At 43.8% G+C, this 19,563-nt stretch carries 22 protein-coding genes; 14 read left to right on the top strand and 8 right to left on the bottom strand.

Going from position 1 to position 19,563, the window contains the following annotated elements:
* The first annotated feature begins 143 nt into the window (after positions 1 to 143).
* Genes H8B21_RS13425 through H8B21_RS13415 form a run of 3 tightly spaced genes read left to right on the top strand, consistent with a single transcriptional unit; the run spans position 144 to position 6,723 of the window.
* On the top strand, positions 144 to 3,854 hold the full coding sequence (locus tag H8B21_RS13425; RefSeq protein WP_190314286.1) for a SusC/RagA family TonB-linked outer membrane protein: 3,711 nt from the start codon (positions 144 to 146) through the stop codon (positions 3,852 to 3,854).
* A 4-nt stretch (positions 3,855 to 3,858) separates the two neighbouring features.
* Entirely contained in the window at positions 3,859 to 5,226 is a 1,368-nt protein-coding gene (locus H8B21_RS13420) for a RagB/SusD family nutrient uptake outer membrane protein (RefSeq protein ID WP_190314285.1), read from the top strand.
* Between the two features lie 15 nt (positions 5,227 to 5,241).
* Positions 5,242 to 6,723: a TlpA family protein disulfide reductase gene (locus tag H8B21_RS13415; protein WP_190314284.1), complete on the top strand. Its 1,482-nt coding sequence runs from the start codon at positions 5,242 to 5,244 to the stop codon at positions 6,721 to 6,723.
* Positions 6,724 to 6,752: 29 nt separating this feature from the next.
* Here H8B21_RS13415 and H8B21_RS13410 read toward each other — a convergent pair whose 3' ends face one another.
* From H8B21_RS13410 to H8B21_RS13395, 4 genes are all read right to left on the bottom strand, one after another.
* Positions 6,753 to 7,073 carry a hypothetical protein gene (locus H8B21_RS13410; RefSeq protein WP_190314283.1) on the bottom strand — a complete coding sequence of 107 codons (321 nt, stop codon included), beginning with the start codon at positions 7,071 to 7,073 and terminating at the stop codon, positions 6,753 to 6,755.
* A gap of 18 nt (positions 7,074 to 7,091) precedes the next feature.
* Positions 7,092 to 7,619: a MauE/DoxX family redox-associated membrane protein gene (locus H8B21_RS13405; RefSeq protein WP_190314282.1), complete on the bottom strand. Its 528-nt coding sequence runs from the start codon at positions 7,617 to 7,619 to the stop codon at positions 7,092 to 7,094.
* A 240-nt stretch (positions 7,620 to 7,859) separates the two neighbouring features.
* A complete protein-coding gene (locus H8B21_RS13400) occupies positions 7,860 to 8,105 on the bottom strand; it encodes a cyclic nucleotide-binding domain-containing protein (protein WP_190314281.1) in 246 nt (81 codons plus the stop codon).
* Positions 8,106 to 8,111: 6 nt separating this feature from the next.
* Positions 8,112 to 8,387 carry a hypothetical protein gene (locus H8B21_RS13395; protein ID WP_190314280.1) on the bottom strand — a complete coding sequence of 92 codons (276 nt, stop codon included), beginning with the start codon at positions 8,385 to 8,387 and terminating at the stop codon, positions 8,112 to 8,114.
* 350 nt (positions 8,388 to 8,737) lie between these two features.
* Between H8B21_RS13395 and H8B21_RS13390 the strand changes: the two genes are divergently transcribed.
* The 3 genes from H8B21_RS13390 to H8B21_RS13380 are packed head-to-tail and all read left to right on the top strand — an operon-like array spanning position 8,738 to position 10,936.
* Positions 8,738 to 9,790, top strand: coding sequence for a sensor histidine kinase (locus H8B21_RS13390; protein ID WP_190314279.1), 1,053 nt, complete (start codon positions 8,738 to 8,740; stop codon positions 9,788 to 9,790).
* Between the two features lie 18 nt (positions 9,791 to 9,808).
* On the top strand, positions 9,809 to 10,600 hold the full coding sequence (locus H8B21_RS13385) for a LytR/AlgR family response regulator transcription factor (RefSeq protein WP_190314278.1): 792 nt from the start codon (positions 9,809 to 9,811) through the stop codon (positions 10,598 to 10,600).
* A 9-nt stretch (positions 10,601 to 10,609) separates the two neighbouring features.
* Positions 10,610 to 10,936, top strand: coding sequence for a helix-turn-helix domain-containing protein (locus tag H8B21_RS13380; RefSeq protein ID WP_190314277.1), 327 nt, complete (start codon positions 10,610 to 10,612; stop codon positions 10,934 to 10,936).
* Between the two features lie 222 nt (positions 10,937 to 11,158).
* On the opposite strand, the gene H8B21_RS13375 is transcribed toward H8B21_RS13380, so the two are convergent.
* On the bottom strand, positions 11,159 to 11,482 hold the full coding sequence (locus H8B21_RS13375; RefSeq protein WP_190314276.1) for a hypothetical protein: 324 nt from the start codon (positions 11,480 to 11,482) through the stop codon (positions 11,159 to 11,161).
* Between the two features lie 79 nt (positions 11,483 to 11,561).
* Here H8B21_RS13375 and H8B21_RS13370 point away from each other — a divergent pair, with 79 nt between their 5' ends.
* The 3 genes from H8B21_RS13370 to H8B21_RS13360 are packed head-to-tail and all read left to right on the top strand — an operon-like array spanning position 11,562 to position 12,915.
* Positions 11,562 to 12,197, top strand: coding sequence for a fibronectin type III domain-containing protein (locus tag H8B21_RS13370; protein WP_190314275.1), 636 nt, complete (start codon positions 11,562 to 11,564; stop codon positions 12,195 to 12,197).
* Positions 12,198 to 12,200: 3 nt separating this feature from the next.
* Positions 12,201 to 12,668, top strand: a complete 468-nt coding sequence (locus H8B21_RS13365; RefSeq protein ID WP_190314274.1) for a DUF5675 family protein — start codon at positions 12,201 to 12,203, stop codon at positions 12,666 to 12,668.
* A 52-nt stretch (positions 12,669 to 12,720) separates the two neighbouring features.
* Entirely contained in the window at positions 12,721 to 12,915 is a 195-nt protein-coding gene (locus H8B21_RS13360) for a hypothetical protein (protein WP_190314273.1), read from the top strand.
* Positions 12,916 to 13,143: 228 nt separating this feature from the next.
* Here H8B21_RS13360 and H8B21_RS13355 read toward each other — a convergent pair whose 3' ends face one another.
* On the bottom strand, positions 13,144 to 13,794 hold the full coding sequence (locus H8B21_RS13355; RefSeq protein ID WP_190314272.1) for a hypothetical protein: 651 nt from the start codon (positions 13,792 to 13,794) through the stop codon (positions 13,144 to 13,146).
* 9 nt (positions 13,795 to 13,803) lie between these two features.
* The gene (locus tag H8B21_RS13350; protein WP_190314271.1) at positions 13,804 to 14,505 is read right to left on the bottom strand and encodes a hypothetical protein; all 702 of its coding nucleotides are present in this window, start codon (positions 14,503 to 14,505) and stop codon (positions 13,804 to 13,806) included.
* An 82-nt stretch (positions 14,506 to 14,587) separates the two neighbouring features.
* On the opposite strand from H8B21_RS13350, the gene H8B21_RS13345 reads away from it, so the two are divergent.
* Complete coding sequence (locus H8B21_RS13345; protein WP_190314270.1) at positions 14,588 to 15,019, top strand: hypothetical protein; 432 nt, start codon at positions 14,588 to 14,590, stop codon at positions 15,017 to 15,019.
* A 27-nt stretch (positions 15,020 to 15,046) separates the two neighbouring features.
* Positions 15,047 to 15,790 carry an NAD(+)--rifampin ADP-ribosyltransferase gene (arr, locus tag H8B21_RS13340; RefSeq protein WP_190314269.1) on the top strand — a complete coding sequence of 248 codons (744 nt, stop codon included), beginning with the start codon at positions 15,047 to 15,049 and terminating at the stop codon, positions 15,788 to 15,790.
* A gap of 59 nt (positions 15,791 to 15,849) precedes the next feature.
* On the opposite strand, the gene H8B21_RS13335 is transcribed toward arr, so the two are convergent.
* Positions 15,850 to 17,403: a Fic family protein gene (locus tag H8B21_RS13335; protein ID WP_190314268.1), complete on the bottom strand. Its 1,554-nt coding sequence runs from the start codon at positions 17,401 to 17,403 to the stop codon at positions 15,850 to 15,852.
* 99 nt (positions 17,404 to 17,502) lie between these two features.
* Here H8B21_RS13335 and H8B21_RS13330 point away from each other — a divergent pair, with 99 nt between their 5' ends.
* From H8B21_RS13330 to H8B21_RS13320, 3 genes are all read left to right on the top strand, one after another.
* Positions 17,503 to 17,676 carry a hypothetical protein gene (locus H8B21_RS13330; RefSeq protein WP_190314267.1) on the top strand — a complete coding sequence of 58 codons (174 nt, stop codon included), beginning with the start codon at positions 17,503 to 17,505 and terminating at the stop codon, positions 17,674 to 17,676.
* 171 nt (positions 17,677 to 17,847) lie between these two features.
* Positions 17,848 to 18,501, top strand: a complete 654-nt coding sequence (locus H8B21_RS13325) for an ATP-binding protein (protein WP_223815025.1) — start codon at positions 17,848 to 17,850, stop codon at positions 18,499 to 18,501.
* A 49-nt stretch (positions 18,502 to 18,550) separates the two neighbouring features.
* The gene (locus H8B21_RS13320; RefSeq protein WP_190314265.1) at positions 18,551 to 19,411 is read left to right on the top strand and encodes a DUF6929 family protein; all 861 of its coding nucleotides are present in this window, start codon (positions 18,551 to 18,553) and stop codon (positions 19,409 to 19,411) included.
* The last annotated feature ends 152 nt before the right edge of the window (positions 19,412 to 19,563 follow it).

The raw sequence follows: 19,563 nt of genomic DNA, 5'->3' as shown, positions 1-19,563 counted from the left end.
ATTTCCAGTACGTATATTCCGCATTCCTTTATCAAACAATTTTACTAATTGTGTGGCCTAAGTTCAGCTTAGGCACAAAGGAGAAATAGGAAAGAAACACTTTTCGGCAGCTGCTTAGGCCACACCCTAACAACCATGAAAAAATGAACAATTTTAACAAGGGTGGGAGAGGACTGGCCTTTAGCCAACGCGAAGGAAGAACTAGTTCCCGAAAAGAAAAACCACCTAGAATAACAAAAATATTAACCAATCAAGTAAGAGAGGGCGGCGTTGCCTTGCCTTCGACATCCGTTCGAGAGGTGGTTGACGTTTCTTCGGAATATCCTCAAGATTTGTTCGACACTGGTTCGGGTGCTGTTCGGGAAGTGTTCGACTGCTGTTCGGGTGCAACCCGAAGAACACCCGAATTTCAAGCGAAGGAATACCGAAGTTGTCCCGAACCAGTCCCGAAGCGGACTCGAAGCGCGTCCGAAGTATATCCGAACAGCACCCGAAGAAACAGGTTGTTTTTTGGGTGTAAACGGCAAAACAATTTACTAGTTAGTTATTTTTCGCTATATTTATGCTTTCTCAATAAATATCGTTTATCCAAACGCATTTTTTCGTTGACAGCAAGGACGAGCAGATCAATGCCACCTGTTTGGGCATTGATTTGTTTCATGTTGTTTAATCTATCAACAGCCTTGGCGTCCCGTCCCGTTATGTTCGACAACGGTGACGGGACCGATAGGCACCAATCAGTTTTTCTCGGTGAGGTGCGGTCTGCTACCGATGACAAACCCATTCAAGACGTTTCTATCCGAATAGACGAAATTACAACCATAACAGATGAGGAGGGAAAGTTCCGTATAAGCTTAACAACAAATGCAGGAATATTAGAAGCAAAGCATATTGGGTTCAAACCGCAGTCGATTAACATCGATACCAAAACGCAATATCTAACTATACGGCTAGAGCCGCTTGAAAACCAGATTGAGGAAGTGGAAGTGGTGAGTACGGGGTATCAACAGATTCCGAAGGAAAGGGCTACAGGGAGTTTTGTACAGATTGATAATGAAATGATGAACAGGCGCGTATCCACGAATATCGTCGAGCGCTTAGATGGTATGGTGCCTGGTATTTTGACGAATTTGAAACGGAAACAACGGGGTCAGGGCGATGTCGAAATTCGCGGAAGATCCACACTGTACTCCAATAGCGAACCGCTAATTGTGCTGGACAACTTTCCGTATGAGGGAGACCTCGAATCTATCAATCCGAATGACATTGAAAACATGACGATACTTAAGGACGCGGCCGCTGCCTCCATTTGGGGCGTCCGGGCGAGCAATGGCGTGATCGTTATTACAACCAAGTCCGGTAAGATGGGCCGAAAACCGGTCATTGAATTCAATACCAACCTGTCGTTGGCTGGAAAACGGAACGTATTCGAACAGCCCCTCCTCAGCTCGGCAGAGTTTGTAGAAATAGAGCGGTTTCTTTTCGAACGTGGTCGGTACAATGCAACACTTAATACCGGCTGGCAACCTGTGTCTCCCGTTGTCGAGTTGTTGGCACGCATCAGATCGGAGGAATTAAGCGAGGAGGAGGGAAATAAGATTATCGACGGTATGGCGAAGCGGGATGCCAGAGAACAGTACAATACGTATTTCAATCAACCACTTTTCAACCAGCAGTACAGCGCTTCTGCTAGGGGAGCTACCGCCAGTCACGACTATTTTATCTCGGCCGGACTCGATAAGAATCGTCCGCAGACCGTTGGTAATAGTTTTGAACGGTGGACAATGCAGGCGGCCAATACGTTCAGGTTTTTGGACGACCGTATTACGCTCGCCCATCGGATACTCTATAGTAATAAGATCGACAGGCAGGAGGCATACGCCGTACCCTCCGCTCCAAGATATCCGTATAGCCAATATATTGATGCAACAACGGGTAATCATCTGCCAGAGGTTTCCTCACTGAGGCTTTCCTATATTGACCGTCTTACTGATAATCGCTTACTGGACTGGCATATGCGACCGATGGATGATCTGACCAGCAGCGATTTCTATAGCAATCATCGCGTCACGAATCTGAGGAATAGCTTGCAGCTGGAAGCAAAACTTGCGAAAGGTCTAAAAGCTTCGGCATTTTATCTTTATGAGGAGTCGTACAGCGATTCGCCGACCTATTATGGACCGCAGTCCTATTATACTCGTCACCAGATCAACAGTTTTTCCTATCTGAATTCCGATGGCGATATCGAGTACGGGATACCCATGGGGGCAATTAAACATGTCAGGACGGAAAAACAGCGTAATCAGACCGGCCGTCTGCAAGCGGAGTATGACAGCCGTTTCCGAGAAGAACATCAGCTGAATATCCTCCTGGGTATGGAAGTTAGGGAAAATACGGGGCTCAACGCTTCTTACGGGTTATACGGGTATAACGAGGAAAACCAGACTAACCAAAATCACCTGGTGAATTATGTAGAGCCTTTTCGTATGTGGCACAGCGGTCAAAGCTCAAGGATATCTACACTAACTGATCAGTCCTCCATAACGGATCGTTTTGTGTCTTATTATTCCAACCTGATGTATGCCTTCAGGGATCGTTATCGGCTGAGTGGTAGCCTTCGTCGCGACGGATCTAACCTCTTTGGTGTGCAGACAAACCAGAAATTCGTACCCTTGTGGTCAGTAGGTGGCCTTTGGGATGTGCATAAAGAGGCCTTTTTTCCAGAGGATATTTTTTCTCGGTTACAGCTTCGTGTCTCCTATGGTTACAACGGTAATTTAAACAGATCGGTGTCGGGATATTTAACGGCCCGACAGGGAGCGTTTGTTTCTATGTATGGGCAACCCTATTATGAAATTGTAAATCCACCCAATCCCGCACTGCGTTGGGAGAGGGTACAGAATATTAATGTGGGGATCGACCTAGCAACGCGGTCCCAGCGAATTTCCGGTACCGTTGAGTACTGGCAGAAGCGGGGTCAGGATCTTATTGCGAACCGACCAACGCCCACGCAGACTGGAATTACGGGTTTTACCGGGAACACCGCAGCCGTGCTGTCAAAAGGAATGGATATAGCTATCACGACGCAGAATATTCAAGGTTCGTTTAACTGGTCAAACCAACTCTTTTTGAGCCATGTGACAAACCGCGTGCTGGATTACCACGTCGTTCCGGCCACAAATTTCACTATTATGTCGAATAACTACGATTACCCGCAGATCGATTACCCACAGTTTTCGTTGTTTGCTTTTCCTATGAAAGGTCTGAATGAAACCGGCAATCCTATCGGTTATATGGCGGGCGAAGAAACAGTCGATTATCGTGCAATCAAGAACAGCCAGGACCTTTCCGAAATGTCCTATATGGGTTCGTCTGCGCCCACAGTGCATGGGACGTTATGGAACCGCTTTGGTTATGCGGGTTTTGAGCTTTCATTTTCAATTCGATGGTACGGAGGTCACTACTTTAGGCGAAACTCACTGGACAACGCTGCGATATACAACGGTAGTTATACCATATGGGATTACCAAGCGCGATGGCAAGCTCCGGGTGACGAACAGCATACCACCGTGCCGGCGCTGGTGTATCCCAATAATATAAATCGGAGCGATTTCTACAAATACGCTGACTTATTGATCGAGCCAGCGGGACATGTGCGTCTGCAGGACCTACAGTTTTCCTATAACGCCATAGATATGGCGGAAAGGCTTTCACTGTCCCGGGCCAGGATTATTTTCAGTGCCACGGATATAGGTGTACTCTGGACGCAGAACCGAAGATCGATAGACCCCTTGTTCACCAACGGCAACCCGATCAGGACAACGTATTCATTAGGTATTCAATTAACACTTTAAGATTATGAACAGAATATTTACAGCAGCACTGTCTCTATTCTTGCTCGCATCCTGCGAACAAGAATTTTTATCGGTTAAGCCCAGTTCCAATATTATTCGACCACAGACCTTGGAGGATCTGGAGCAGATGCTTGACAATACCTTGGTAATAAATATAACTGGAGGACTACAACGGTTGGCGTCGGATGAGTACTACATCGCTACGCCGGAAATATGGCAAGGTCTGTTCAGTTCCACACAGCGGAATGCTTACCTCTGGAAAGCAAACTTGTACGAAGGCGAAACCAATATCAAGGATTGGGATAATTTATATACGGCCATATTTTATGCGAACAGTGTATTGGAAGAACTGGATAGAATACGAGGGGACGACCAAGAAAAAATAGACGATATCCGAGGTCGGGCATTGTTTGTACGAGCCTATGCGCTATTTGACTTGGTCAACACATTCGCTCCATGTTATGATGCGAAGACTGCTGCTGCAATACCTGGTGTACCCATCCGCCTATCCGCCGATGTAAATCAGGTGGAGAAAATCGCTACTGTCGAAGCATGTTACAACAGGATCATCGCCGATCTGGAAGGTGCAGTTAAATTGCTCACGTCGGATAAACCACTCCATATACGTACAAGGCAGAGTAAGGCGGCTGCCTACGGGATGCTTGCCAAAGTTTATCTTGTCATGGGAGAATTCCAGAAAGCGGGGTTTTATGCCGATCAATGCATTACTCTTTATCCAACAATTACGGATTTTAACGAGTTGGATGTTGATACCGACCAGCCTTTTCACCAAAACAATGACGACGTGATTTATTATACCACTCAGGTTCTGGATTATACGACAACTTCGGGGGTAGGTATGCTTACCGGAAATTATATCGGGATGGATACGACGCTCATGGAGATGTATGATCGAGAAGATTTACGGCTACAGATTTTCTTTAATAAGAATGAACAAGGGAGATTTTATAGAAAAATGATGTTCGGGAGTGTAGCTGTAAATCTTTATCCGTTTACAGGGCTCGCTACGGACGAGATCTACTTGATCAAAGCAGAAAGTCTGGCACGAATTGGAGAGGTGGGGGAAGCCAAAAATGCATTGTTGCAATTACTGCAAAAGAGATTTCCTCCAGGTTACGATTTCGGGATTGAGCATTTAGAACAGGTCAGTCTGATCGAAAGGGTGCTTTTGGAACGTCGCAAAGAATTGATCTGGCGCTCCACTCGGTGGACGGATCTGAAAAGATTAGACAAGTTGGGTATCACGACCACTATAACCCGAAAGCTTGGCGACAAACTGTACGAAATTTCTTCAGACGACGACCGCGTCGTCTTTCCTATACCCGAAAATGAGTTGATACATCTTTATTGATAAAATTTTAACATCATGAAAAAGAAATATAAAATAGTTTTACTGTTTTTAACGGCTTTATTTATCAACAGTAACTATGCAGCACTAAATAATAACAGTGCTGCAACTGTGATTATTTCGTTCGAAGAAGAATTCCTGTCTAAAAGCGATTTAACATTAGAGGTCTCTGTCTTTTCTTATTACCACGTCAAGGCCGTTGATTTATATGATGAAAAGTACAGGAGATCTGTCGATAAACAAGATGTCACAATAGGAATTCCATTGAGAAGCGATATATCGCTCGTCAAGATTGAAGTCTTTGACAATGGCGAGTCCTTAGTTGGTCTCTTCCCGACACGCGTTTATCTAGTAGAACCTGGAGATAGTCTATCGTTTCGCGTAGGAGATAAAATATTCTTAGAAGGGGTTGATAACGAGAAGAATAGAATTAGAGAACGACTATCAAGTGTTGCTAAGAGTATGACGGCTAATTGGTTGGGCTACTATATAAAACAAGAAAATATTCACAGGTACTACGCTGTGCGTAATGATCTTTATAATGCGATAGTGGAGCGCAAACTCGAACTGTTAGAGAAAAATCGAGATAAAGTGAGTGACCGTGCATATGCCTATATCAAAGAAGAATGTATTTATACTACAGAAAGTAAACGTATAACGACACTCCAGGGAGGCGTCGAAACTGGGGCACCATATCAAGGGATTTTAAAAAAATATGTGTTTCAGGAATATCAGAATACCATGAAAGAGCGAACGGGAAGTAGTGGTGAATCTTATGCCTATACCAATTATATTATCGACCTATTAACCGCTGGTTATCTTATACAGGAATATGTGAAGAATCCAAGTTCTGCGCCGACTGTAGATTTGAACATCATAATTGACGATTTGGCGAAAATGAACTTGGAACAAGAAAATGGAGATAAAATCATTGCATTTCTGTTTAGTCGTTTTGCGACGGCCGCGAAAGGAGGAGAACAGGCTATTGAGAAGGCATTGGACTTCGTTCGTGATAGCCGGATTAAATCGTATCTACTTGATGTCAAAGAGAAACGGTACACAAACAGTGATGTTTATCCCTTTCGTTTGGAGGATGTTGACGGAAATATTTATACACCTGAGTCTTTCAAAGGTAAAAAGGTAGTTTTGGACTTTTGGTTTAACGGATGTACGGGCTGTGCTTTGCTACATAAAGAGCTCGAGAAGATCGAGAAGAATTTAAATGATTCCTCTGTTCTATTTATAAGTGTGAATGTTGATGCGAAAAGAGACAAATGGCTTCAGGGGATAGCAAGTGGTAAATATACCTCGGAGGGTGGCATAAATTTGAGAATCATTGATCCTAAGCCCAATATCGCCTCATACTACGGTTTCTTTTCTTTTCCGCAATTATTGATGATAGACGGTAAAGGATCACTCGTTTCCTATAACCCACCCAGACCTATCAACGTCAGCGGGAGAAAGGAATTTGTCGAAATGCTTATTAGGATGAAAAATTGAAAAAACGGGGGAGATCCCCCCCCGTTTTTTCAATTTTGGTATACACCATTAGAGCTTGATGGCGAAATCCAGCCATTGCTCTCAAAGGATTCCAATTCGGCAGCTGTATAGCTTTCCTGGGTTGGAATGTTCTCAGGCGATAGAATTTGGTAGTTGCATGGCGTTGGCTCGGTAGGTTGACAATCCATAGGATTGACACTACTTCGTAGTTCAAATAGACCATCCCCCTTATTCACGAGGTGTCCGTCAGCTTGCTTTTCTCCTGTCCAAGCATTTGCTGCCAAACCGCCACCGAGCACCGCTACACCGAACAATGCTGATTTTACTAAATTTTTAATTTGAGTTCTCATACCCTTAAATTTAAATGTTTATAACCGAGCTTCAGTTAGCTCATTTTTGGATAATTTTCTGATGGCGAAGACACCCGCACCCAACCAAAGAAGGTTAAAGATTAGGTGCGTAGTCCAGTCCATCGATTCGATTACACCTCCGCAATGGCAAAGCCTATCTGGAAAGAAAATCGACATCGTCGTTAAGTAGAGTATGAAAATACCCATTAAGACGACAGACGGCCAAAGTGCAATTTTCTTTACTCTTACAAACGGCAATGCTAGCAGTACAGCTAATAGGATTTCTAAACTAGGAATGCCCCAACCGATAAGTTCGGCATACTGTCCCACGAGCGGTATCTTGCTGTTGCCATCTATAAACACTTGCACATGTCTAAGCTTGTTGTATCCGGTATATATATAAAGGAAAGCATAACCGTACACAATGAGCTCCGGAAGACCTTTGTAGAGCCACAGCAATTTCTTGCTGAGCCAATGTGCGGCTTTGGTCTGGGCTATTGCATCTATAGCCGTTCCTATTCTCGTTCTGCCAATAAGCTTTTGCATGTTTTCTCGTTTCTTTTGCGTTGTGTAATCTATTGTTAGCTGCGGAACCTCGATCTATTGATCGTTGGTTTCCCCGGTAATTTGTTCGTCCCGCCTGCCGGGGAATAGCGCAAATTTTCTTTTGTGTTGTTTTGTTCTCATCTCTTCAAGTTTATACTTCAAAGTTAGATGCGGTCGTACGGTTATTATTGCTAAGTTGTTGCCATCGCTAGCCAATATCGAAGCAACATTTTGTATTCGCTAAAACAGCCTTCGGAGATATTCCCGGCTCACACCAAGGTAGGACGCCAATTCCGTTCGGCTGATAAGGGGGATGATGGTGCTGAATTTACTGCGGAACGCCTCCAATCTTTCCGCTTTGGGCATTTCCAGTATTAGCTCTCTGAAATCAGCAGCTTGCTCCTGTTTAGCCAGTAACTGATCGTATAGTTGGATCGTGACAGGATAATTTTCTGCTAGTTGATAGAGGTCATGTCGCTGGATCAATAGGATTTAGCTATCCTCCAACGCACGAAAGAACAACGGTTTGCTATCGAATTTGATGATGATGAGTTCACCGGCTGTAATGTAGCGCTTGGGAATTTTCTTATGGTATTTGGCAATAGCACCACTTGAAACAAAGTAGATGTCGCCCCGTTGGTTGGGCAGGGGCTCGTCTGTTTCCAGTTTTATTTCCTCGATGTAATCCATAAACGTCGGAACTTCCTGTTGCCAGGTCGGAAATATGCTGTTTAAGTAATCGGTAAGTACGACTTTCTCTCTTTTCATGGTGATCGTTTTTTGGTGATTGTACTGTTGATCCGCTACCTTAAAAATAGGGTTTTATGCAAATGGATTTAGAAAGTACCTGTATTCCATGGATTTGCCTAGCTCCAAATGCGTTTTGCCTACCTTTTCGGGATCAAACCGGTAAACCTTTATAGGGAAACATGGTAATAGGCGGTATTATTTGTGCCAGGCTTACTTTCTCGTCATCTTTGTAATTCAGCGGTCGGCGGTTTTCAAGATCAGAAACCGCCGCAGGAGATAGATTAGAACAGAATAACGACGGGAAATTTGGGTCTTTGACTGAAAATCCTTATATTCTTCTTCTCGAAATAAATAAACCTATCATACTTATGCGGAAACTTATAAATACGAACTACACGAAACATATCTTTTTTTGGATAGCGTACGCCATTTATTTTTACATAAACAACAGCTCGCGAAACGATAATATAACTATTGGAATCGTTGTACTCACAGTTCCTTATTTTGCCTTTGTTTTTTATATCGTATATCATATACTGGAAAGATTTTTTAGGCCGGAGAAATATGTGAAAGGTGTGATATCATTAGTTGCTTTTTATATACTGTCAACGCTATTTGTATATTTTGTGATGCATGGTGGACTGGAACCGTCGGGGTTTTACAGGAAGTTGCAAGTACAGAAGGACCTGTTTACGTGGAGCGATTTTTTTGATTCACTCCGTGTGATGCATGTAAATTTTACGATCTGGGCGATACTCTATTATCTGCACCGCGGTCAACTCCGCGCAGTAAAAGAGAAGTTAGCAGAAGCAGAACGCCGTCTTCAGATCGAGGAAGAGCGTAAGCAATATGAGTTCGCTGCTTTGGCTAGCCAAGTTTCGCCTCACCTTTTCGCTAATATTTTTCATAGCTGGGCTCAACAGCTCCACAGTTTGTATCCGGAAATGGCGAAGCAGGTGATGGAAACGTATGAGCTGATGAAGTTCTACATGACAGCACATGAGCCGAATGGAAAAAAGACCATTCTGCTGCACGACGAACTGAAAGCCGTGGACAGTTTTATTTCCATACAGCAAAAGACTAGGCGTAAAAAGTGTTATGTGGATGTTGTCGAGCAGGGAAATCTGCTAGGGTATACGATCCCACCGACGAGCTTATTGACGTTGGTAGAGAATGCGTTTAAACATGGTGACTTAAACCAATCGCTTTATCCGCTGGAAATCTTCGTGCGCATAGAAACAGACCGCTTACTGATCACAACAGAAAATAAAAAGCAGGAAAGCAAAACGTCAGCGGCAACACATGGATATGGTCTACATAACTTAAAAAGACGTTTAAATATTGTTTATGGAGAGCGAGCCGATCTGAAAATACAAGAAACAGAAACAACATATAAAGTAATACTAAACATTAATTTTTAATTCTTAAAAACAGCTACTATGAGAAAATGGATTGGCGTCATTATAGACGATCAACAATCAGCTATTGATTATCTGCTGGACATGCTGAAGGACGTGGCTTACGTTGAAATCGTTGCGACGTTCGTAGATGAACAAAAAGCAAAGCGCTTTTTACATGTAAACAAGGTCGATTTTTTGATCCTGGATGTAGAGCTGGAAGAAACGAATGCGTTTCGTTTCCTGACCGGTCTATCCAACCCGAAGATACCGACCATCCTGTATACAGGGCACGAAAAATATGAAGACGAGGGGTATGACCGTGATTTTGTAGATGTATTGTTAAAACCTGTCAGCCAAAGTCGGTTGTTAGGTGCCCTGCGCCGTATAGACCGGGGACTGAGAGATTTAGTGCCGATTCCAGAGGATGCACTGGAGAATTATTACGAGTATTTTCAGGTCAAAGGACCCGTAAGATACCAACGCGAAATGGTATGGCTAAAAAATCTTGTTTACGTGGATATGCAAAACGGAAAACTTTGCATACACCTGGCAGACGAACGGGTACTGGAAACGAATGCTAGCTTTAAACAGGTAATGGAGCTCCTTCCTTCCAAATGGTTTTTAGAGTGTGCACAAAGTGTAGCGTTGAATATCAATTTTTATAGGGGAATGGTCGGTGGAGACGTGGTCTTAACGACACCGAAACCCAAGAAAAGTGATAATGCAAATGACAGTGATGAATCCATAAATGAGGTAATACCTGCTGGTCATCGCAACGTGTATACTGATTTCTACGCTTTGTGGATAGTAACTTATTATAGCAACCAATAAATGATAGATATGAACAACAACGAATTAAACAACAGGAACGGTCAGCGGCCAGCAGAAAGATGTGGGCGATGTGCGATCTTTATAAGTATTTTGAAAGCACTAAACATTGATTTGGATATACCGCAAAACTGTACGGCGGCTCCGAAACCGCATGAAATGCACTTACTATTAACCCGAAAAGAAGTGATGGACAAGCTGAACATCAAAGACAGTACCTATACCCGCTGGGTAGACCGTGGTATCTTGGTGCCGCGTATAATGGGCACGCGCCATTTCTTTACCGAAGCGGATCTTGGCCGCGCTTTCGAGGAAAGCAAGCGAAAAGGCAAGCGTTAATGAGCAACCAGCGTTATACGCTTTAATCACGCAGGGGGAGGTACATCGATCATCGTGCTTCCCCTTTGTTTTTCCGTACGCCGACGGCTTGACGGCGTGCGACTTCTGTAACCCGTCGGACAACGGCATGCTTCTTTCGTGTGGGGTTGCGGTTCTTTTACGCGCCGATACAATGAAGTTGACTTTCATGTTTATCTCCCTGTCCGGAATATGTCTTTTTCGCTATGACGAAACCAGACGGCTGTCCATCAGAATAATGTCGACGTACGCCGAACGTAAACTCCTGTGCACCGCAATGATTTCGGCATACGGGAACATGTATGCGTTGGGCAACGAAATTGTTGTCCCGTACACCGATATGAAAAAGATAGATAGGAGCTTGATCAGGTTGGTTAACGAAACAACGTCGGCGTACGACGATGTGATACTTCCGCCCATCGACAGGATACTTCTGTCCGCTGAAGCGATACTTCCGTCCGGGTTGCTGACGTCGTTGTCGTCGTCATTAGAGCCCATTTGTGCCCAAATGTGCCCATCTGTCGTCATTTTCCGTTAAAATCTTCTCGCTCAGACCACTTTTGTTGCCACAGCAAGGGAATGGGCCCTGCTGCTAAAACAATATGTGATGAACATAAAACAACAAGCATTGGGTGGTTTCACCAAGGACAGCGATGAAACCGTATTGGTCAAAGGAAAAACGGTGTTGCTCGCCATGACAGGCAACACCAACTTTGAAACACCGGAACCAACATTGGAAGCGGTAGCGGAGGTACTGGATGATTACGAACAGAAGCTATCCATGGCCAAACGACGCGGCAGTCCGGAGGATACAGCTGCCAAGAACCAGGCTAGGAAAGTGACAGAGCAAATGCTGAAGCGTTTGGCATTCTACGTCACGCAAACGGCCGATGGCGATCTGCCGAAACTATTGAGTTCGGGGTTTGCGGTATCCAGCTTACCGCAAAAGGATGATGTGCCGTTGCCAGTGACAGGGATTACCGTGGGTGATGGTCGGCAGAAAGGACAGATGCGATTGGATTTCGACAAAAACCAGTCGGCCAAATTGTACGAATACCAATTGTGCCAGATCGACGCACATGGTTTACCGGATGAATGGGGTGAATCGTATACCACGAGCTCGTCAAGGCTCAACATCATCGCCCCGTTGATACCTTATCAACGTTATGGCGTACGCGTGCGGGCGGTAAACGGCTACGGCCGCTCGGATTGGTCGGAGATGGCAACACATGTAGTACGTTAACGGATGGAAATTCACGTAAAACGTGTCAGGCAGGGGAATAACAGTACCCTGTCTGTTCTCTACATCGATGGCGAGCAGGTCTGTTATGTACTGGAGGATTCGGTCCGGGATGAGAAGATAAAAGGAAGTACAGCGATTCCGGCAGGACGATATAAGTTGGCGTTTCGGCGCTACGGAGGTATGCATGGACGTTACCACCGGTTATTTCCTGATTTTCATAAGGGCATGATACAGCTCATGGATGTTCCGAATTTCTCTTACATCTATATCCACATCGGCAATAATTTCTCCGACACGGCGGGGTGTCTTTTAGTTGGAAAAACCAAAAAATATTTCAAGAAAAGTCATGAATTTGAGATCCGGCAATCCAGAAAAGCGTACATCCCGCTCTACAAGCGGCTTGCAGCGATGATGGAAAAAGAAGAAGTGTTTATAAAAATTCACGAACTAAGTTCATGCGGAACGAACTAAGTTCATGCAGAATGAATTTAGTTCATGCAGAATGAACTTTAAATATCAGATAATGAGACAGATAATAGGAAAAATAAGCCAAGCGGTACAGGTGGTGCTGCTGGCGCCGATAAAATTGCCGGCGAAGGCATTGAATGTATTGAAATACGTCGCCGTAGGGTTAGGTATTATCGAGCAGGTGATGCAGGATGAGGGTACTGAGCCAAAAACGGAAGGGAAGGAGGGGAGTGATGAGGCCGCTGAGTAATGTGCAGCTGGGTACCTTAGGCGGTACCGTCTGCTCGGTGTGGAACAGCTTCGATTGGAGCAATCTCGCACATACGGCGTTGCTGGCTATGGTCGGTGCTGCGGTGAGTTATTTAACCAGCCGCTTGTTGGCGGGAAGGCGACGAAGGCGGTAGGTACGTTTTTATCGGTGGGTAACAAAAACACCCGGAAGCGCAAACCAGGGTGTTTTTATTTGGATCTGGGAAACCTAAAATTGATAAGAAAGGCCTAGAGAAACCTCATTCCAAAAGTTATTAAATAAGTCAAAATGATTCACTTTCGTATCAAAATCTTTTGTTCTTAAATGTCGATAGCTAACCAAACGGTTTAGTCTTATCTCGGCACCGAGCCCTTTGAAAAATGTATACCGTCCTCCTGCATGGAAGGCCGAATAATATAAGCTAGATTTCGTAGGCGTGCCCAAAATTGAAATATCCTCTTTAGGTACTATTTCTGTTTTGGAACTTCCTTTTGTACCATCTAATTCTAAAAATGCTGCGAATTTTCCGTTATCAAAAAGATAGGTCTGCACGAGCACACCGGCATGTTGATCTATCGTTTTAGTATCCAGATACGCTTGAGCTAGTTCAGGTATTATAATGTGTGATCTATTAACAGTATTGCCGTAGCTATATATTGCGCCGATTGCCCATACTTTATCAATTCGAAAAACAGCTCGAGGTGTAATGGCAAATTGTTTCAATTCCATCGTGGAATTGGTTCCGATTACATTGCCAGTTGATGAGGAACTTTTATTGAGATTGGTATGGACAGAGATGTTGAACTTACTCTCTTGGCTATAAGACTGACCTGTGGCGAGTACGCAAGTCAGAAAAAATAAAATGTAAAATCTATTCATGTGGATGGTTTAAATACTAAATAAAAGTGAAAGATAGGTGTTTGATAATGGCGAAGTAAAAAAGCGATAAGACGTTTCTTTCTGCTCATCCGGTATGGTATACGAATTGCTAAAGGTGTACTTCACATTGGCTAACGATCTTATGGATAGCTGGGCATGGAAATTAGGAGCAATGCGGTATGAAGCCCCAACGCTAATATCCATATCTATAGCTTTCTGGCGTCGGTACCATTCCTGGCCCGATGCTGATCCGGAAAATGAATCACGTGATTCCACTGTTGATATAGTAGCGTTATTGATTTCGTAAATCTGATAGCTTGGATTTGCTTGGGCAAATGTATTCCAACGTGTTTTGTTGAACGGCATAAAATAATAACGGTAGAAGACACCGAAGGCATTGGTCTTTTCTACGGTTTCTTTTCGCTCATTAGCCGTATAAACTTCGTTCTCGAACTTGGAGGTGTAGATTTCTTTTTGCTTTGTTAAATTGTAGCTGACTCCTACATAGGAATGGGGCGACAATCCAACACCAATCTGAGGTTGGAGCTTTCTGGATTTTAGGAGCTGGGTTTGAACGTTGTTAGGCTGCGAAGATATCTCAGCTTTGGCATGGCCAAGGGCTCCCCCGAACTCGATTAATACCTTCGCCTGTTGTGCAAGCCCAAGATGGAACGTCCCTAAAAATAATAGGATAATAAAGATTTTATTCATAAAATATAGATTAAGCGGCAAAGATAGTTTTTTTTCATATCTTTCGCTGCTAAAATTGCTAAACGTATTTTTAAATCATTTTATGAACACGATACGGATATACCTGATAGTTGCATGTCTTTGTCTATCGATCACAGCATGTGAGAAAAAAGATTGTTTTACACCACCCGCGCCGGTCGTTTTTGAGTTCGTGGATGCCGAAGGAAAGAACTTGATAACTACAGGTCAGCTCCATAAAGACAACTTCGAGCTTCGCGAAGAACTGGGAAACCGTGAAAATGAGCTCGTGGAGTATAAGATTAGAGAAGATGATCGGGTCTTACTTCCTGAAGTGGGCTGGTCAGAAGGGGTTATACAGTATAAATTTTTGTCGACCATAAAATCTTTCTCATTCTTGGTCAAGGCAAGGAAGAATAAAGCCTGCGGAGGTACAATCATAGAACAAATAACCTTGGATGGCGTGGAGTATGAGCAGAAGGAGGGTTATATTTTAGTAATCCTAGAACGTGAATAAAGCCTAGCATATCAAAATCATTGTAACATGGAATTTAGCGCAAATAATCCGGTGGTTAAGCTCTGTATGCAGGGCATGCGTCTGGAGGATGCAGGTAATTATGAAGATGCACTTGCCCTTTTTCTGCAAGCTTGGGAGGAAGCGACTGACGATGCTGAAAAATTTACGTCGGCATACCATATTGCTCGTCGACAAACCAAGCCGGAGGACAGATTAAAGTGGTTCAACACGGGATTGCAACTCGCACGGAAAATAAATGATGACGTCGTTAGACCAGCATTACCACTATTATATGCCCAATTGGCACAATGCTACGAGGAACTAGGTGAGGTGGATAACGCCGCAAAATATAACGAGCTAGCGAAACAGCCAACCGAGGCGCCATCGATCAAAGGACCCTTTTTTCATGGAACACGAGCAGATTTGCAGATAGACGATCTCCTAACCGCTGGAGGCAAATCTAATTATGAAGCCGATCTAATTATGAATCACATTTACTTCACGGCCTTAATACATGGAGCAGGACTTGCTGCTGCTTTGGCGAAAGGAGAGGGAGAAGAACGCGTTTATATCGTGGAACCAACAGGGGATTTTGAAAACGATCCGAATGTGACGAATAAAAAATTCGCGGGCAACCCTACGCGTTCTTATCGCAGTCAGAAGCCACTAAAAGTAATCGGTGAGATTAAAAATTGGGCTCGAATAACACTCGAAGAACGAAGTAAATGGCAGGAAAGACTGGCAAACAACGATGGTGAAATTATAAATTGATCAGACGCATCACGACCTTGATCACCGAAACGCACGCTACGGGTGCTCTTGTTTATTCCTTAACTGGATTTAATCCCAAAAATATCCTGATACTTATGTTCTATCTGTGTAGCTTCATCAGCGCTTAATTCTTGAAATTCTTTGTTCTTCGCCCGTTCGGAAAATTTTCCGTTTCCCTGTTCTAAGAAACGCACCGCCAAGGCCACCATTTTATCGGGCATTTCAAACACGTTGTCTAAATAGTCTTTCATCTGATCATATTTTTCCAGATATTCAACCTCTTCGGGGATGGTTTGCTCAATGGTTTGCATTACACAGCTGTATAGAAACTCTGCTTGTTTAGTAGCATCAAAATACCGGTACAGGTCAATTGTTTCATTGAGAATCTGCACATTGTTCTTGCCGTCTGGACGCCACTCTACAAAATCCAGCCTTGGTATGGAAAACGCTTCTAGCGTTCGGCGGTATTCATCCAAACGTTCCAGTATAATGGATGACACCGGAAATATCATACCTTTTGGAACATACTCCTTTCGTAGCAGTACATGGTGCATTAGGTAACGGTGTATTCTTCCGTTGCCATCCACAAAGGGGTGGATAAATACAAACCCAAACGCGATCATAGCAGCGGCCAAAACTGCATCAAATTCCGCTTCCTGTTCTAGTTTGTCTCCTGTTAAGATCAATCCGTTCACCAGTTGCTGCACATCTTTCCATTTCGCAGAAATATGATCGGGAATAGGTGTTCCGTAAAGACGGTCGTGTTCGCCAACAAACCCTTCCTGCTCACGATAACCCATTTTGGTAAAGCGCGGATTGTCGATTACAACCTGTTGCAGGCGGATCAGCTCATCGGTGCTTATCGGTTTTTGTCCGGCCTGTCCAATCGCCCTTCCCCAACGCTGTGCTCTGTTCTGCGGTGGCTTTTCTCCTTCTATGGCATAGGATGCCTTCGAATCTTTCAACAACAGAAAGGCGGCTGTTCTGGCCATGATATCCGGATGAATCCGCCCCATAATCGTCTGGATACGTTCAGGTAAATCCGCATGGATAAACTCGTCAAGTACAGCTGTTCTTCGAATCATCGGACAAAAGTCCTTAGTTCCGGGCAGGTTGTTACGCACCCGGTGTCTTTTCGAGTTTTCCATTGTTCGGACAACTCCATATTGGATACTGGTATCGACCACTTCGACGTAGTTACCCGTAGTCAGATCGGGCAAATTTAGCTGCCTGTCCATCAGCCATTCATAAAGGAACCATATCTTTCTGCTGTATTGCCCCGTACGTTCCATTGCAATAAGTTCGGTAAGCTCATGCCTAGGAACTCTTTCAAAGAGCTTCTTTAAAAGTCCTAGGTCGATGCCTTCATATTTAAGGGCAAAAGTCAAGTGCCCCATGAGTGTATCTTCCGGCTGGTAACGTGGTGTGAAGATACGCCACTGCGGCGTTGTATAATGCTTGTGCTTATGGCTTATGATGCTCAGGACATCCGGTAGCGGTAATTGTAGATCAAAGGCACTAAGTAGAGCCGCATATCCAGCAAGATACCCCGCTTCGGGAGCAGATCGTCCATGAAAAACGGTTATATTTTGTGAAAAACAATTATTTTTCATACTTACTTATGAATTTTAATTAAGCTAAAGTTATGAAAAATAATTATATAAAATGAAAAACGATTATAAAATCAAAGTTTTTGTGATTTTCTATTATGGATGGCTAATGTCATAATTTGCGGTCAGTACTTTTTGGATGTAGATGTCATATTGGAAGTTGACGGGAGCGCATCCCGGGTCGTCAACACGTTTACAGCAAGCACGGTACACATGATGCAGCTGGATACAGAAACAGGGATGTTGCAATATATAAAACGGGTTAGTGGAGAGTAAATAAGTATATCATATTAGGGTATTTGGTAAGTTTTTTGTATTTTTGAAAATACAATTTTTGTGATTTTTGTTATTTGTTCAAAACAATTTTAGACATGGATGTTCTTAGAGAAAAGTCTGCGATATTGCTGAGCCAAGTAGAAATGGGTTTTCAGCGCCCAGGCAAGCGCATTGAATAGCCTGAAACCTATTAGATTGTTTGAACAATATATCGCTTACGGTTATTATCCATTTTATAAGGAAGACGTGGCGGGTTATCCAAACCAACTTGCCAATGTGGTGAACCTCACCATCGCTTATGATCTCGCTTTTATAGAAGATATTGATAAACAGCAGATCAGGAAAATCAATCAGCTGCTCGCTAGCTTATCCACGCAAGTGCCCTTTAAGCCTAACGTTTCCGAACTCGCAAAGACCATCGGAATGGGCCGTGCTACGCTTATCCAATATTTACATTACCTGGAAAAGGCGAAACTGATTCAACTGGTTTACTTGGAAGGAAAGGGACTAGGACCAATGGAGAAACCAGGGAAACTGTTGCTGGACAATCCGAACCTGTTCCATGCTATATCCACGCAGCCAAAGAATGTAGGCAGTATTCGCGAAAGCTTTTTCGTCAACCAGCTTCGAAGTGCCGGTTACCGCGTCGACTTGGCGAAAAAAGGGGACTTCGTGATCGATGGGACATATACGATCGAAGTCGGCGGAGCAAAGAAGGACTTTAGCCAGGTGGCAGGATTGGACAATGCCTACGTTGCTGCTGACGATATAGAGGTAGGTAGTGGTCGTAAGATACCGCTATGGTTATTTGGTTTTCTGTATTAACGGATCGGATGTCTAGAAAAGGGAGAGGTTTTTGTTAGTACAACAGATAATGGATACAATTTATTCTTTGCTATTGCTTTTTAATCTGACAGGTATCAATGCCGCATCGGGCTTGCAATACCATCAGGATCAACTGTATATTGTATCAGACAACAGCCCTTACCTGTACCACTATCATGTACAGGAAGAACGGATGGATAAGGTGCTTTTGGATAGTTTGCAGCAAACGGAGATGGTTGCCAAAAAGGATAAAAAAGATTTCGAGGCGTTGTGTGATGTGGGTGATGCACTGGTAATCGTGGGCTCCGGATCAAAGCCCCAACGGCAAGAGGCTTTTATTTACGATAAGCGGAATAGCCATGTACGCCGAGTCTCCTTAGATTCGATATATCAACGCATGCAGGAGATAGGCAAGGTTGACAAGCAGAACTTCAACATAGAAGGACTTACTTACGATAACGGAACCTGGTACTTTTTAAACCGTGGCAATGGTGAAAAAAAACAGAACGTCATCTTCACGGTAGCGGGCGATTCGGATTTTATTCTCCGCCCCGAAACGTTGAGCGCCAACCATATTGAGCTGTCTGATATCCAAAACTATACGACGGGGTTTTCTGACGGCGTAATAGTGGATGGCCGCTTATTTTTTATTGCAACGGCAGAAGACAGCGCCAGTACTTATCACGATGGGGAAAATAAAGGTTCCTATATCAGTTATATAAATCTCAGCGACTGGACATTAGGGCAAACCCACCAGCTCTCAAGTACCAAAAAGTTGGAAGGGCTCGCTGTGTATGGCCAATCTGCGGATACGATCACGTTTATTTTATGCGAGGATCCGGACGATGAAAGCAATAACAGGTGTCCGATTTATCGTTACGATTTCGATCTAGGTTCCGCTGAAATCTAATGGCGTTCACCAGATAAGACTTTCTTCAATAGCACCTTCAATGTGGCGTTGTCCAGTCCTGTGCTTTTATCTATAATATCCAACCAATAGTCTCCTGTTTGAATATCAATGCATGTCCGATATAGGTTTTTGCTATGATGTCGTTTTTCAGA

The organism is Sphingobacterium chuzhouense (assembly GCF_014692525.1).
Classification (GTDB): Bacteria; Bacteroidota; Bacteroidia; order Sphingobacteriales; family Sphingobacteriaceae; genus Sphingobacterium; species Sphingobacterium chuzhouense.
Note: the sequence above shows the minus strand (reverse complement) of the source record. Positions and strands in the feature narration are given on the sequence as shown.

Excerpts from the sequence above, each read along its gene's own strand:
- H8B21_RS13425 (WP_190314286.1), top strand. The coding sequence starts at position 144 with ATGAACAATTTTAACAAGGGTGGGAGAGGACTGGCCTTTAGCCAACGC.
- H8B21_RS13420 (WP_190314285.1), top strand. The coding sequence starts at position 3,859 with ATGAACAGAATATTTACAGCAGCACTGTCTCTATTCTTGCTCGCATCC.
- H8B21_RS13415 (WP_190314284.1), top strand. The coding sequence starts at position 5,242 with ATGAAAAAGAAATATAAAATAGTTTTACTGTTTTTAACGGCTTTATTT.
- H8B21_RS13410 (WP_190314283.1), bottom strand. The coding sequence starts at position 7,073 with ATGAGAACTCAAATTAAAAATTTAGTAAAATCAGCATTGTTCGGTGTA.
- H8B21_RS13405 (WP_190314282.1), bottom strand. The coding sequence starts at position 7,619 with ATGCAAAAGCTTATTGGCAGAACGAGAATAGGAACGGCTATAGATGCA.
- H8B21_RS13395 (WP_190314280.1), bottom strand. The coding sequence starts at position 8,387 with ATGAAAAGAGAGAAAGTCGTACTTACCGATTACTTAAACAGCATATTT.
- H8B21_RS13390 (WP_190314279.1), top strand. The coding sequence starts at position 8,738 with ATGCGGAAACTTATAAATACGAACTACACGAAACATATCTTTTTTTGG.
- H8B21_RS13385 (WP_190314278.1), top strand. The coding sequence starts at position 9,809 with ATGAGAAAATGGATTGGCGTCATTATAGACGATCAACAATCAGCTATT.
- H8B21_RS13380 (WP_190314277.1), top strand. The coding sequence starts at position 10,610 with ATGAACAACAACGAATTAAACAACAGGAACGGTCAGCGGCCAGCAGAA.
- H8B21_RS13375 (WP_190314276.1), bottom strand. The coding sequence starts at position 11,482 with ATGACGACAGATGGGCACATTTGGGCACAAATGGGCTCTAATGACGAC.
- H8B21_RS13370 (WP_190314275.1), top strand. The coding sequence starts at position 11,562 with ATGAACATAAAACAACAAGCATTGGGTGGTTTCACCAAGGACAGCGAT.
- H8B21_RS13365 (WP_190314274.1), top strand. The coding sequence starts at position 12,201 with ATGGAAATTCACGTAAAACGTGTCAGGCAGGGGAATAACAGTACCCTG.
- H8B21_RS13360 (WP_190314273.1), top strand. The coding sequence starts at position 12,721 with ATGAGACAGATAATAGGAAAAATAAGCCAAGCGGTACAGGTGGTGCTG.
- H8B21_RS13355 (WP_190314272.1), bottom strand. The coding sequence starts at position 13,794 with ATGAATAGATTTTACATTTTATTTTTTCTGACTTGCGTACTCGCCACA.
- H8B21_RS13350 (WP_190314271.1), bottom strand. The coding sequence starts at position 14,505 with ATGAATAAAATCTTTATTATCCTATTATTTTTAGGGACGTTCCATCTT.
- H8B21_RS13345 (WP_190314270.1), top strand. The coding sequence starts at position 14,588 with ATGAACACGATACGGATATACCTGATAGTTGCATGTCTTTGTCTATCG.
- arr (WP_190314269.1), top strand. The coding sequence starts at position 15,047 with ATGGAATTTAGCGCAAATAATCCGGTGGTTAAGCTCTGTATGCAGGGC.
- H8B21_RS13335 (WP_190314268.1), bottom strand. The coding sequence starts at position 17,403 with ATGAAAAATAATTGTTTTTCACAAAATATAACCGTTTTTCATGGACGA.
- H8B21_RS13330 (WP_190314267.1), top strand. The coding sequence starts at position 17,503 with ATGGCTAATGTCATAATTTGCGGTCAGTACTTTTTGGATGTAGATGTC.
- H8B21_RS13320 (WP_190314265.1), top strand. The coding sequence starts at position 18,551 with ATGGATACAATTTATTCTTTGCTATTGCTTTTTAATCTGACAGGTATC.